The sequence below is a fragment of the Streptomyces sp. NPDC090994 genome (assembly GCF_044768905.1).
Taxonomy (GTDB): Bacteria; Actinomycetota; Actinomycetes; order Streptomycetales; family Streptomycetaceae; genus Streptomyces.
In genome coordinates, this window is sequence record NZ_JBIVWS010000018.1 from 1 (window position 1) to 13,405 (window position 13,405).

Annotated in this window: 12 protein-coding genes; 5 read left to right on the plus strand and 7 right to left on the minus strand. The window is 70.9% G+C overall.

All coding sequences use genetic code 11. The annotated features are described in order from the left end of the window. A partial coding sequence (locus ACIQR3_RS28695; protein ID WP_403543649.1) for a bifunctional 3-(3-hydroxy-phenyl)propionate/3-hydroxycinnamic acid hydroxylase occupies positions 1–1,568 on the minus strand: 1,568 nt, incomplete at its 3' end. Between the two features lie 274 nt (positions 1,569–1,842). On the opposite strand from ACIQR3_RS28695, the gene ACIQR3_RS28700 reads away from it, so the two are divergent. Both ACIQR3_RS28700 and ACIQR3_RS28705 read left to right on the plus strand, forming a co-directional pair. Then, positions 1,843–2,820, plus strand: coding sequence for an AraC family transcriptional regulator (locus ACIQR3_RS28700; protein WP_403543541.1), 978 nt, complete (start codon positions 1,843–1,845; stop codon positions 2,818–2,820). Between the two features lie 57 nt (positions 2,821–2,877). Beyond that, positions 2,878–3,462 carry a helix-turn-helix domain-containing protein gene (locus ACIQR3_RS28705; protein ID WP_403543542.1) on the plus strand — a complete coding sequence of 195 codons (585 nt, stop codon included), beginning with the start codon at positions 2,878–2,880 and terminating at the stop codon, positions 3,460–3,462. Between the two features lie 28 nt (positions 3,463–3,490). On the opposite strand, the gene ACIQR3_RS28710 is transcribed toward ACIQR3_RS28705, so the two are convergent. Continuing rightward, entirely contained in the window at positions 3,491–4,321 is an 831-nt protein-coding gene (locus tag ACIQR3_RS28710) for an IclR family transcriptional regulator (RefSeq protein ID WP_403543543.1), read from the minus strand. A gap of 265 nt (positions 4,322–4,586) precedes the next feature. Here ACIQR3_RS28710 and ACIQR3_RS28715 point away from each other — a divergent pair, with 265 nt between their 5' ends. From ACIQR3_RS28715 to ACIQR3_RS28725, 3 genes are all read left to right on the plus strand, one after another. Beyond that, on the plus strand, positions 4,587–6,356 hold the full coding sequence (locus ACIQR3_RS28715) for a CocE/NonD family hydrolase (RefSeq protein ID WP_403543544.1): 1,770 nt from the start codon (positions 4,587–4,589) through the stop codon (positions 6,354–6,356). Between the two features lie 653 nt (positions 6,357–7,009). Then, the gene (locus ACIQR3_RS28720; protein ID WP_403543545.1) at positions 7,010–7,402 is read left to right on the plus strand and encodes a CocE/NonD family hydrolase C-terminal non-catalytic domain-containing protein; all 393 of its coding nucleotides are present in this window, start codon (positions 7,010–7,012) and stop codon (positions 7,400–7,402) included. Positions 7,403–7,493: 91 nt separating this feature from the next. After that, positions 7,494–8,576: an AraC family transcriptional regulator gene (locus tag ACIQR3_RS28725; RefSeq protein ID WP_403543546.1), complete on the plus strand. Its 1,083-nt coding sequence runs from the start codon at positions 7,494–7,496 to the stop codon at positions 8,574–8,576. 76 nt (positions 8,577–8,652) lie between these two features. Here ACIQR3_RS28725 and ACIQR3_RS28730 read toward each other — a convergent pair whose 3' ends face one another. From ACIQR3_RS28730 to ACIQR3_RS28750, 5 genes are all read right to left on the minus strand, one after another. Continuing rightward, positions 8,653–8,946 carry an antibiotic biosynthesis monooxygenase family protein gene (locus ACIQR3_RS28730; protein ID WP_403543547.1) on the minus strand — a complete coding sequence of 98 codons (294 nt, stop codon included), beginning with the start codon at positions 8,944–8,946 and terminating at the stop codon, positions 8,653–8,655. A gap of 27 nt (positions 8,947–8,973) precedes the next feature. Next, positions 8,974–9,474: a flavin reductase family protein gene (locus ACIQR3_RS28735; protein ID WP_403543548.1), complete on the minus strand. Its 501-nt coding sequence runs from the start codon at positions 9,472–9,474 to the stop codon at positions 8,974–8,976. An 11-nt stretch (positions 9,475–9,485) separates the two neighbouring features. Beyond that, entirely contained in the window at positions 9,486–10,706 is a 1,221-nt protein-coding gene (locus ACIQR3_RS28740) for an acyl-CoA dehydrogenase family protein (RefSeq protein WP_403543549.1), read from the minus strand. Between the two features lie 169 nt (positions 10,707–10,875). After that, the gene (locus tag ACIQR3_RS28745; protein ID WP_403543550.1) at positions 10,876–11,895 is read right to left on the minus strand and encodes a dihydrodipicolinate synthase family protein; all 1,020 of its coding nucleotides are present in this window, start codon (positions 11,893–11,895) and stop codon (positions 10,876–10,878) included. A gap of 42 nt (positions 11,896–11,937) precedes the next feature. Then, the gene (locus ACIQR3_RS28750) at positions 11,938–13,404 is read right to left on the minus strand and encodes an NAD-dependent succinate-semialdehyde dehydrogenase (RefSeq protein WP_403543551.1); all 1,467 of its coding nucleotides are present in this window, start codon (positions 13,402–13,404) and stop codon (positions 11,938–11,940) included. Between the last annotated feature and the right edge of the window lies 1 nt (position 13,405).

The window sequence follows — 13,405 nt, forward strand, 5'->3', positions numbered from 1 at the left end:
CATACCTCCAGGGCGACCGGGCCGGACGCTGCCGGAGCAGCCGTCCCGGTGAGAGCGTGCTTGAGTTCGTCGACCAGCGCACCGAGTCCGCCTGCCTCGGTACTGGCTCCGAACACGTAGAAGTCGGGCCGGACCACGACAGCCCGCGCGCCCTGCTCGCGCAGGTACGCGAGGCAGGCCCCGGTCGTGTCGGTCACCGGGCCGGTCCCCGCCGGCGAGTCGGCCGCGCCCTGCGCCGGGACGACGTGGACGAGGACCGCGTCCACCTCCCGCAGGAAGTCGAGCTGTTCGGCGGTGAGCGACGCCTGGGCGTCCTCGGTCGTGAGGATCCGGAAGCCCTGCCCGACGATGTCGTCGAAACGGCCCGTGCGTCCCGCGCGGGCCACCTGGAACTGCGGGAACAGCTGCCCCGCCATCCGGTTCGCCGGATCGGACGACGCGGAGAGCGCGCCGGGTCCGAGCACCGGCGGCGGCAGCGGGGGCAGCGCCCGGGCCGGGTCGCCGCCGGCGGCGACCATGCGCCGGTCCCGCTCCGCCGCGGCCTCGGCGTCGGTGACGCAGATGACCCGGCCGAGCGCGATCGAGGTCTGGATCGCGTGCTGCACGTGATACGACCGCTCCGAGACGTAGGTGTCCAGCAGCCCGTCCCGGGCCGTGCCCCGCAGGACGAGATCCAGTTTCCACGCCAGGTTGGCGGCGTCCCGGAGCCCCGAGCACAGCCCCTGACCGGCGAACGGCGGCATGAGGTGGGCCGCGTCGCCCGCCAGGAGCACCCGGCCCCGCCGCCACTGGTCGGCCCACCGTGCCTGGAAGGTGTAGACGGTGTGCCGCTCCAGCGTCGCGTTGTCCGGGGTCAGCCCCCACGGCGCCAGCAGCCGCCAGGCGGTCTCCGCCGTGTTCAGCTCGCCGATCGTCTCGTCGGGCAGCCGCATGAACTCCCAGCGGCGTCGGCCGGGGCCGCCCGCGACCATGGTGTGGGGCCGCGCCGGGTCGCACACCTGGAGGTTCATCGGGGACCAGACGCGCGGTTCGTGCTCGACGACGTCGATGATCAGCCAGTCGTACGCGAAACCCAGGTCGGTGACCGACGCGCCCATGCGCTCGCGTACGAAGCTGTTGCTCCCGTCCGCGCCGATGACCCAACGCGCCCGCAGCACGTCCTGACCGCCGTCCGCGGCGGTCAGCGACACCTCGACGTCCTCCGCGCCCTCCCGCACGTCGACGACGGTCAGCCCCCGCCGTACGGAGACCGTGGGGAGCGCGGCGGCGGCGTCCTCGAGCACCGTCTCGACCTCGGGCTGGGAGTAGAAACTCACCTCCGGCCAGCCGGACAGCCCGTCGCCCCACCACTTGATGCGCACCAGGGTGTCACCGTGCTGGTTGCGCCACTCGTACCAGTCGGGCACGGGAGCCGATATGCGCGCGATCTCGTCGCCGACACCGGCGCTCTGGTAGATGCGGCGTGCTTCGTGGTCGCACACCACGGCACGGGGCAGTGAGAAGCGCTCCGGGTACTTGTCGACGACGACGACGTCGTGTCCCGCCCTGCCCAGATGCAGGGCCAGCATCAGTCCCACCGGACCGCAGCCGACGATGGCCACGTCGTGGCGCGATTCCGACACGATTCCTCCTTGAATCGAGCGGCCGACCCGGGTTCGTCCTGACCCGGGGGCTTGCGGTTGATCGGCTTGAACAGGTCAGCAAGCTGGGGAAACGCTATGGATCCGGACCTCACCGCGATATCCGCTGGGCGCCGTCGGCAGCCGAAAAGCGCGACGATTCCGTCCGTGACCTCCGGAGGAACCCCTTGTCGCACGGTGGCGGCGCGGGTATGAATGAGCCATGGGCCGCTCGCCACTGGCGCGCCACGTACTGTGCCGCAACTCCGGCTTCGCGGATTTCCGCGACCGCCTCAACGACTTGTTCTACCCGGCCGACGTCACCTCGCTCACCGGTTCGGAGGTACCCGGCGGGGAACTGCGGGGCACCCGCACCCGCCATGTCACCGTCGGCCTGATGGAGTTCGGTCAGCGCACGCGCGTCGATGCCGGGCGGACGCTGTCCCACTACCACGTCAACCTGGTCCTCAAGGGCACCATCGAGGCGGCCTGCGGGCCCGAGGAAATGGTGGCCACCGCCGGCCGGGCCATGGTGTTCACACCGACGCGGCACCACCGGCTCCTGAGCTGTGAGGGCGGCGCGAAACAGCTCGGCATCAAGATCGACCGGACCGTCGTCGAGGCCGAACTCCAGGCTCTCCTCGGCCGTCCGCCGCAGGCCCCGCTGGAGTTCGCCTTCGGCTTCGACCTCACGTCGGCGCCGGGTCGCAGCTGGCGCAACGCCCTGGACCTGCTGCTGACCGAAGCCGACAGCGCCGGCGGACTCTTCGGTGAGCAGCCGGTCCAGCAGCACGTCGAGCGGCTTCTGGTGAGCGGACTGCTGCTCGCCCAGACGCACAACTACACGGAGGCCCTGCGGCGCCCGCAGCCCCCGGCCTGTCCGCGCACGGTACGCAGGGCCATCGACGTCATCGACGCCCGCCCCGAGCACCCCTACACCGTCGGGGACCTGGCCGAGCTGGCGGGTGTCAGCGCCCGCCGCCTGCAGGAGGGCTTCCGGGAATACATCGGGGTCACCCCGATGACGTATCTCCGCAACACCCGTCTGGACCGGGCCCACGCCGAACTGCTCGACGGTGCCGCCGGGGTCACGGAGGTGGCCCAGCGGTGGGGCTTCACCCATCTGAGCCGGTTCGCCGCCGATTACCGTCGGCGCTTCGGTGTCGCCCCCTCCGAGACACTCGCCCGGCACACTTCATGATCATCCTTCGGTCGTCGCGTCCCATAACATGGACTCGTGTCCGAAGGAAACGCGGTGGTGGCGCGCAATGTGCGCCTGCTGAGGGACCAGCGGGGGATGTCGCTGGCCGAGTTGGCGCGGCAGGCGGGGGTCGCGAAGCAGACGTTGTCCACGCTGGAGCAGGGCCTCGGCAACCCGACCCTGGACACGCTGTTCGCCGTCGCCGCCGCACTGGGGGTGCCGATGACGCGCCTGGTCGCGGAGCACGAGCAGATGATGCTCGTGCTCCGCGGTGACCAGGGCGTCTGGCGCGACCACGGAGGGCATCAGGCGCGGGCGCTCGATCACGTCTACGGATCCGGTGTCATCGAGAACTACGTGATGCGGATCATCCAGACGCGTGACGGATCGGCCGGTGCCTCAGCGGCCCATCCGGTGGGCACGCTGGAGCACCTGTATGTCATCAGCGGAAGGGTGCGGGTGGGACCCGTCGAGAGTCCGACGGTGCTGGACGCCGGTGACTTCGCGCGTTTCCCCGCGGACCGGCCGCATGTGTACGAGTCCCTGGACGGCGAGGCATTGGTGCATGTCGTGGTGAGTGTGCCGCGGGTGCAGCCCGGCTCGGGCTCGGCGTATCCGGCTCCCTCGGACAGGGAGAAGTGACCCGCCGACCGGCTCATGGAGGAGGGGGTCAGGCCGCCGGCAGGCCGTTGAGGCTTGCGGACGCCGGATGCCGGGCAACGCTGGCGGCGCTCATCGCGCGTCCCGCTTCGTAGGCCGCGCGGCGCAGCGCCGGGGCCAGCCGGGCGGCGTCGATGCGGCGGGTGCACCCCGCTACGGAGAGGGCGGCGACCGGACGCCCGGCGGATCCCATGACCGGCACGGCGACACAGGACAGGCCGGGAAGGGCCTCCTGGCGGTCGTAGGCGATGCCCTCCTGGCGGATGCGGCGGAGTTCGGTGCGGAGCTGTTCCGGGTCGGTACAGGTGTGTACGGTGCGCGCGGTCAGGCCGGCCGTGATGGTGGCCTCCGCCGCATCGTGATCGAAGGCGAGCAGCGCTTTGCCGACGCCCGTGCAGTGGGCGGGCAGCCGCGCCCCGATCCGGGAGGGCGAGCGGATCGCCCGGTGGCCCTGCAGTTTGTTGACATAGACGATGTCCGTGCCGTGCAGCACGGCCAGGTGGACGGTCTCGTGGGTCATCTCGTAGAGATCCGCGAGGTAGGGCATCAGGCGCTCATGGAGGACCAGGGGCGTGGAGCCGTAGACCCGGGCGCCGATGTCGAAGAGGCGGGCGCTCAGCCGGTAGTCGCTGCCGACCCGCTCCACAAGATCATGGCGCTGGAGGATGCCCAGCAGTCGGAACGTGGTCGACTTGGTCAGCCGGGTCCGCCGGGCGAGGTCGGTGACGCCGATCTTCCCGTCGAGTTCGGCGAGCGACTTCAGCAGGACCAGCGCCTTGTCCACCGCCGTCTGTGCGGAAGGGGCGGAGTCGGACGGTGGCTGCGAGGGGAGGACTGGCATGGCGACTCCGGGGACGACCTTGCGGACCAGCGTAATGGACGCCCGTCCATTTTAAGTGCCGGTTTCGACGAAGTAAACCGAACCCGCACCCTCCCGGGTCCTCGTGCTGCCCGGTGACCCGTGTGCCACATGGTGGAACGGGTGTTTCCGGTCGCGGTGCCCGGCCTTGTTTGACTGAGCACAGCTCGCCACCGAGTGCCGTCGCCCGCGGCCGGGCGTTGCGTCGGGGCCGTGCGGAACCGATCACCAGGACAGAGGAGGCCTCATGAAGAAGTACATCGAGGAGTACGGGCTGGAGGTGGCCTTCCGGCCCGCGAACCCCCTGTCGGACTCCGTCCCGCCCGTGGCCGACGTGCAGCCGGGCCGGACGGTTCTGCCGAAGGGCTCGGTGCACGCCGAGGGCGCGTACCCGCTCCCGTGCGACATCGTGCTGGACCGGGACGTCGAGATCCCGACCAGGGACGGCAGCATCCTGCGCGGGGACGTGTTCCGGCCGACGGGCGACGAGCCCGTGCCCGTCATCGTCACCTACACGCCGTACAGCCGGCGCGGTGGCTGGTGGAACACGAACATGGACGTGAAGAAGTTCGGCGTCCCGGGCGAGTGGGTCTCCGGTCTGCAGTCCTTCGAGGCGCCGGACCCGGGGTACTGGTGCGACCACGGGTACGCGCTCGCCGTCGTGGACGCCGCGGGCACCTCCCACTCGGGCGGCGACGAGTACTTCATGGGCAACAGGTCCGCCAAGAACCTCTACGACGTGATCGAGTGGCTCGCGGAGCAGGAGTGGAGCACCGGCAAGGTCGGCACGGCGGGCATCTCCCAGCTGGCCATGATCCAGTGGGCGGTCGCCGCGCTCCAGCCGCCGCACCTCGCGGCCATCTCGCCGACCGAGGGCTGCATCGACATCTACCGTGAGGTCAGCGTACGGGGCGGCATCCCCGACACCCGGTTCCACAAGGAGGACATCGCCGACCACATCTTCGGGGAGAACGCCACCGAGGACGCCGTGGCGATGGCCCACCAGTACCCGCTCATGAACGCCTACTGGGCCGACAAGCGGGCGGCGTTCGACCGGATCGAGGTCCCCGCGCTGGTCGTCGCGAGCTACACCAGCCCGCTCCACCCGCACGGCACCTTCGAGGCGTTCCGCTCCCTCGCGTCCACGGACAAGTGGCTGCGGGTCCACAACGACCAGGAGTGGATCGACGGCGCCGACCCCGAGCACGTCGCCGACCAGCGCAAGTTCTTCGACCGCTACCTCAAGGGACTCGACAACGGCTGGGAGCAGACGCCCCGCGTCCGCCTCTCCGTGCTCGACCCGGGCGGCACGGACATCGTGGGCCGCGTGGAGGAGGACTGGCCGCTGCCCCGCCAGCAGTGGCGGACGCTGTACCTCGACGCCGGCTCCGGCTCCCTGACGGACGAGAAGCCGGCCGAGTCGGTCGCCGAGTACGCCGGTGACGACCTCGGGTCCTCGGTCCGGTTCGTCACCACCTTCGACCAGGACACCGAGATCACCGGCTACCTCAATCTGCACCTGTGGGTCGAGGCCGCCGACGCCGACGACATGGACCTGTTCGCGGCGGTCTACAAGGAGGACGCCGACGGCAACCTGCTGCACCACATCACCCTCAGGGCGCCCGAGGCGCGCGCCTTCGTGCAGTCGCTGGAGAAGGACGGCAAGCTGCCGGCCACCCTCAGCTACACCGGCCCGGTCGGCCGGCTGCGCGTCTCCCACCGGGCCCTGGACCCCGAGCGGTCCACGCCCTCGGAGCCGTTCCTCACCCACACCGCCGAGGAACTGCTGACCCCGGGGGAGTGTGTGCCGGTGGAACTGTCGCTGTGGCCGACGTCTCTCCTGGTGCACCCCGGCGAGCGGCTGGTCGTGGAGATCGCGGGCCACCCGGTCGGCCCGGTCGCCGCCAACGACCTGCCCGGCGCCGACCTGAACATGGCGACCAGGAACCGGGGCGCCCACCGCATCCGCACGGGCGGCGCCTACGATTCGCACCTCCTGCTCCCCGTCATCCCCTGACCCTCACCGGTCACCGGTTCCCGGGCCGCCGTCGTGTGCGCCCGCGAGGGAGAACACGCGGGCCGCTCCTGTGCTGCACAGGAGCGGCCCGCGCGCTGCGGCGCGGACGGGTACGGGGCGACGGCGTGGGCCACCTGCGGACCGGCTCCCGATCACCCTCGGCCGCGACGGCGCCGGACACGACGGGGACGGCGACGCAGGCATCATCCACCCGCATGACGGCGGACGCCTACCGACCGGTCACCGACGAGGCCGTCCCCGTGGTGATGTGCTTCACCCCGTACGGCAAGGACATCCACTTCGCCGTCAAGGAACGCCCGGCGTGGTCGACGTCTTCTCCCCGAGCCAGTTCGCCGACTTCAAGGACGCGATCGAGGTCATCGGCGGCCAGCCCTGGAGCACCGGGAAGGCGGGACTGAGCGGCGTGTCCGAGCAGCCTCCGCGGAAACTGTGCCTGCGGCGGCCCGAGAAGTCGGAGTGGCTCCACGAGCACGAGTGGCCGCACGCGCGCACCGAGTGGACCAAGTGGTGCTTGGGCGGCCGTGACGCGAGCCTGACCCCCACGCCGCCCGCCGCCGACTCGGCCTCAGCCTTCGAGGCGTCCCTGGGCGAGCCGCCGGTGCTTGAGAAGGCACCGGACGACGCGAGCGAACGTGTGCCTGCGGGACATCGCTCCCGACGGCACGGAGGCCGTCCACCCCGGCGTCGGCAACCCCGAGACGCCGGTGAGCATCGGCTGGGGCAGGCCGTCGCGGCGCGCCCTCGACACCGAGCGTGACAAGCCGCACCTGCACCGGCCCGTGCACCGGCCAGACGTCGAGGACGCGCCCGCTCCCGGCGAGGTGGTGGCGATCGGCATCGCGGTGGGCCCCACGGGCACGGTGTTCGAGGCGGGCCACCGGCTGGTCCTGGAGGTCTGCGCGCGCGACCCGTTCCGGGCGTTCCCGTTCCTGCACCTCATCCCCGAGAACCGCCGCACGGGTGGCACGGTCACCCTGCACACCGGACGGGAGAAGTGCTGGGTGGAGCTGCCGGTGGTGTCCTGACCTCGCGAGGAGCGATCCGCTGAACCCGCCACCACGATTGCCCGGCACCGAGCCGGAGGCGAAGATGGGACGGACGTGAAGGAGACAGCGGATGGACTGGGACTCGGAATACACCCATCCCCCGTCGCGGCGCAGGCTCGGGGGGCTGGAACGGCAACTTGTCGGCGACGTCCTCGGCACGCTCCCGAACGAGATCACGGAGCCGGACTTCGACCTGTTCCGCGACGTCCTGAACCGCCACTACTACCCGGCTCGGGTCGAGCCTTTGGACCGTTCGCCCTTCATGCGCCGTCCGAAGCTGTCGGCCGTCCGCCTCACCCACATGACGATCGGGCACGTCCGCTTCGGCACCCCCGCCAGCGTCGACCCGGGTGACCTCAACGGGTACCACGTCAATGTCCCCCTTCGTGGCCAGGTCCTCTCCCAGTGCGGGGACGAGGAGGCCCTGGCCACGCCGAGCACAGCGGTCGTCTTCTCACCGCACCGGCACACGTTCCTGCCGCACTGGGGGCAGGACGCGGCTCAGTTGTGTGTCAAGTTCGACCGTTTCCAGGTGGAGTCTGAACTGGCGGCCATGACCGGACGTCCGGTCAGCCGGCCCATCGACTTCCGGCTCGCGTTCCCCGTCGACACGGGGCCGGGCCGGCGCTGGCTCTCTCAGCTGTCCAGCCTGATCGCCTTCCTGGACGAGGCCGGGCCCGGCAGCCCGGCGGCCGTCGTGCACCTGGAACTGCTCCAGCGCTCCCTGATCTCGGGACTGCTGCTGGCCCAGTCCCACTCCTACAGTGACGCGCTGATGCCGGGCCGCACGAGTCCGGCGCTGCCGCGCCCGCTGCACAAGGCGGTGACGGCGATCGAAGCCGCCCCCGAGCTGCCCCACACTCTGGCCGACCTGGCGGATCTGGCCGGGTTGAGCACCCGCGGCCTGCAGTACGCCTTCCGGGAACACCTGGGGACGACGCCCAGCGCGTATGTGCAGCAAGTACGGCTCGACCGGATCCACGAAGAGCTGCTCGACGGGAACGGGAAGGTCTCCGACATCGCCTACAAGTGGGGCTTCACCAACACCGGCCGCCTCGCCCGGGCCTACCGCGGCCGATTCGGGGTGTTCCCGTCCCAGACGCTGTCCGCCGGCCGGGCGGGCCGGGGTGCGACCCGCCGGTCCGTCCGCTGAAACGTGTCCACGCCGGGCCGCGCCTCACGGGGGAGAACGTGCGGCGCGGCGCCGGCGTGGACGGGTTTCCTCTCCGTCAGACCTCTTCGTCAGCGAAGTGGACGACGTGAGGGGGCTCGGCGAAGCAGGTCCCGATCAGTTCGGCGAGCCGGGTGGCCTGCGCGGTGGCGGGGAAGGTGTCGAGGTGGTCCTCGATCCTCTCCCAGGAGACCCGCAGCAGGTACCCGCCGGTCAGGTCGACGCTGCGGTGTACGGAGACGGCGCGACAGCCGGGCGCGGAGAGCAGGACCTCACGTGCTTCGGGAACGGCCTTCTCGAACCGTTCGACATCGGCCGGGCCGATGGTGAGCAGCGCGTGTTCATGGATCATGGTGTGTTCCTGACGGTGGACCGGCGCTCAGGCCGCGCCGAACTGGAGGAAGTCTCCGCGGTGGAAGACCAGCGGCAGACCCGCGGTGCGGATCTGCATCGCGTCGACCCGGCCGACGACCTGGATGTGGTCACCGAGAAGGTCGATCTTGTAACGGGTGCAGTCGAGGGCGACCATCGCGTCCTCCAGTACCGGGTTGCCGGCCTCGGAGGGCTGCCAGGCCACGCCGTCGAAACGGTCCACGCCGCGGCGGGAGAACGCCCGGCACAGGTGGCCGTGGCCGGCGCCGAGCACGTTGACGGTGAAGGTGCTCGACTCGTTGAGCCGGGGCCAGGTCCGGGAGGAGCGGTCGATGAAGAAGTTGACCAGCGGCGGGTCCAGCGACACGGAGCTGAAGGAGCCGACGGTGACACCGACCGGACCGCCGCGGGACATCGCGGTCACGATGGCGACGCTGGTCGGCACATGGCCCAGGACGGAGCGGAACTGGGTGGTGTCGTGGGGGCTGAGGACGGTGGGTGCGGTCATCACGAGTCCTCTCACAGGTCCATCGTCAGGTCGTCGTCGCCGAGCAGGATCTTGCCGTAGATCTCCTTGCCGACCTCCGGGCTCACGTAGGCGTGCCGCCCGGCGATCTCCGCGTCCTGCCAGATGCGGCTGAGGACGTTGGCGTCGGCGAAGGAGCCGGCGCCGTTCGCGGTCATGAGCAGGTCGACGCCGTCCTTGACGAGTTCGGCGATCACACCGGTGTCGTTGCGTACCCGGGCCCGGACCTCCATGGAGGGCAGGGTGTGGGCGGCGGCGCCGGAGTCGATGTCGAGACAGGCCTGCCGCATCAGGAGCTCCGCCAGGTGGAACTTGGTGGCGGCCGTGGCGACACCGTACTGGTGGGTCGGCGACGTGCGTGCCGTGCGGTACGACGTGTAGGCGACCGGCTTCTCCGGGAGCCGTTCCCGGGTCCGCTCCAGCGCGTGCCGGGCCAGTCCCAGCTGGGGGGAGACCAGGATCAGCGCGGCCACGGCGATGAACGCCATGTGCGAGTTCCGCTCGTCCGTGTGCGGGGTCAGGTACCGGGCCTCCCGCATGTCGAGGAAGGACTGGACGCGGTGGTCCGGCACGAAGTGGTCCTTCACCACGATCGTGTCGCTGCCCGACCCCTTCATGCCGGCGACGAACCAGGTGGGCTCGATCGTCCAGGCCTCGGCCGGGATCAGGGCGAGGGCCCGCGGGTCCTCGCCCTCCGGCACGTCCAGGGCGACGCCGAGGGTGGCCCAGTCGGCGGCGAAGGAGCCCGAGGAGTAGGGCCAGCGGCCGCTGACCAGGTAGCCGCCGTCGACCCGCTCGGCCTTGCTGCCCGGTGTGAAGATGCCGCACACCTTGGCGCCGGGGCCGGCCCCGAACACGTCGTCCTGGGCCTGCTGGGAGAAGGTGGTGGCGAACCAGGTGCACACGTTGAGCAGCGACACGGCCCACGCCGTCGAGCCGTCGCCCCGGGCGACCTCCGCGACGACCCGGGTGGCGGTGGCCATGTTCGCGGCATGACCGCCGTACCGCTTCGGGACGAAGAGCTTGAACAGCTCGGCGTCCTCCAGTGCCTTGACGACCTCCGGAACGACCCGGCGCGCCTGCGAGCTCTGCTCGGCGTACTCCCGGATGAGCGGCACGAGTTCCGCGGCGCGGCGCACCAGCTCCTCGTCGACGGCCACCGAGGGGTCGGCGGACTGCTGGGCGGCTGCGCGCGAGTCCAGTACTTCGGTCACGGCAAGCTCCTTTGCTCGGGGCGTGGCGGGAAGGTGGACTGAACGTTAAGAGCCATGTCGTGCGGGACAGAGACGTTGCGCGCAGCGGTGAGGACGAACGGCGCAGAGTCTTCCCCGGCGAGGCCGCACGCCGGGGAAGCGCTCCGGGACGGCACCGTGCTCAGGCCGCTCAGGCCGGGTTGCGGCCCACGAAGAACTCGCGGAACGGATCCATGCTCGGTTCCAGTCCGGCGTCGATCAGGCCCTTGCGCAGCGCCGTCATCTGGGCGTCGTGGATGCGCTGGGTGGGCTGGCGCAGCGGGCCGCCGTTGTAGCCCTGGAGCCAGCCCTGGAACTTCCAGGCCTGCCGGTTGAGGAACGCGCCGCCGTGCAGGGCGCCGGCCAGACCCGACTTGATCTTGCGGGCCGGGTGGAGCTGCCAGTAGATCTCGGCCGCCTCGTCGTACTTGCCCTCGCGCAGCAGCTGGAAGGCGCGCGGGATCATCGGGCCGTAGTACTCGTGGTCGCTGGTGGCGGAGAACTGGATGGGCATGATCTGCGACAGCGGCAGCAGCTCGCCCTCGATGGGCATGGAGATGACCACCTCGTCACCGAAGTGCCGGTGGCACTCGATGACGCTCTGGATGCTGGGGAAACCGCCCTCGGCCTTGATGGCGACGATGTTGGGGCAGTCGTCGAGGAGGCGCCGGATCAGCCGCACCGGGATGTCGGAGGGGTGGATGCGCGGGCTGAAGCCCCACAGGTACATGGGGAAGAGCATGACCCCGAGGTTCGTCGCGTCGCAGACGGCCTTGGTGTAGTCGTAGATCTCCTGCTCGGACTCCGGGTAGAAGTTGGGCGGGTAGGACAGCAGCACCAGTTCGGCGCCCGCTTCCTCCGCCCCCTTCACCGCTTCCAGGTTCTGCTCCAGGTTGCTCCAGCTGGCGTGGTGGGTGAGCAGCAGCCGGTCGCCCGCCTCGTCCTTGATGATCCGGAGGAAGTCCAGGTACTCGGGCAGCTGGATGGCGACCTCGGAGACCCCGAGGGTGCCCATGAAGCCGTGCTCGACGGCCAGCCGGGTGTCGTGCCGGATCGCCTTCTCGTTGATGTGCCGCAGGTCGCCGGTGAACGAGGGGATGGTGCAGTTCACGACGCCGACGAGGTGCTCGCGGGCCCAGTCGCGGGCTTCCGCGCGGGTGTAACGTGCCATGCTTCGCTCCTGTGGGGTTGAGGGGTGGTGTCTGGGGTGGTGTCAGGGGTGGGTGGTCCGGGCGCCTTCCCAGGCGAGGTACTTCAGCTCCAGGAACTCGTCGATGCCGTAGACCGAGCCCTCGCGGCCGATGCCGGACTGCTTGACCCCGCCGAAGGGGGCGACCTCGTTGGAGATGAGCCCGGTGTTGATGCCGACCATGCCCGCCTCCAGGGCGGCGCCGACCCGCCAGATCCGCTCGGCGTCCTGGGCGAACAGGTAGGCGGCGAGGCCGAATTCGGTGTCGTTGGCCATCCGGACCGCGTCCTGCTCGTCGGTGAACCGCACCAGCGGGGTGACGGGGCCGAACGTCTCCTCCCGGGTCACCAGCATGTCGGCGGTGACCTCGGTCAGCACGGTCGGCTCGTAGAACAGCTCGCCCCGCGCGTGCCGCTTCCCGCCGTGCAGGACCGCGGCCCCGCGGGCGACCGCGTCCGCCACATGGGACTCCACCTTGGCCACGGCGGCGGCGTCGATCAGCGGGCCCTGGCGGACGCCGTCGTCGAAACCGTCCCCGACGACCAGGCCGGCGACCCGCTCGGCCAGCTTCGCGGCGAACGCGTCGTAGACGCCGTCCTGCACATAGACCCGGTTGGCGCTGATGCACGCCTGCCCGGTGTTGCGGTACTTGGCGGCGAACACGCCCTCCGCCGCGAGGTCGAGGTCGGCGTCGTCGAAGACCAGGACGGGCGCGTTGCCGCCCAGCTCCATGGAGGTCTTCTTCACCGTCTGCGCCGACTGGGCGAGCAGCAGCCGGCCGACCTCGGTGGAGCCGGTGAACGTCAGCTTGCGCACCAGGGGGTTGCCGGTCAGCTCCGGTCCGATCACCCGCGGGTCGCCCGTGACCACGTTGAACACACCCGCCGGTACGCCGGCCCGGTCGGCCAGTTCGGCCAGGGCCAGGGCGGTCAGCGGCGTCTGCTCGGCGGGCTTGAGGACCATCGTGCAGCCGGCGGCCAGGGCCGGCGCCGCCTTGCGGGTGATCATCGCGGCGGGGAAGTTCCACGGCGTGATCGCCGCGCAGACCCCCACCGGCTCCTTGAGGACGACGATCCGCCGGGCCGGCTCCGGAGCGGCCATCACATCGCCCCGGACGCGCTTGGCCTCCTCGGCGAACCACTCCAGGAACGAGGCGGCGTACGTGACCTCGCCCAGCGCCTCGGCGTACGGCTTGCCCTCCTCCAGGACGATCAGCCGGGCCAGGTCCTCGGCGTGCTCGGTGACCAGCTCGTACCAGCGGCGCAGGACCCGGGAGCGGTCCTTGGCCGACCGTGCCCGCCAGGCGGACAGGGCGCGGTGCGCGGCGTCGATCGCCTCGGCGGTCCGCTCGCGGTCCAGTTCGGGCAGCTCGGCCAGCAGCTCGCCGGTGGACGGGTTGTGCACCGGGAAGGTGCCGGGTGCGGTGACCCAGGCGCCGTCGACGTAGGCGGCGGTCTTCAGCAGGTGCGGGTCGGTCAGTTCACTGCGCATG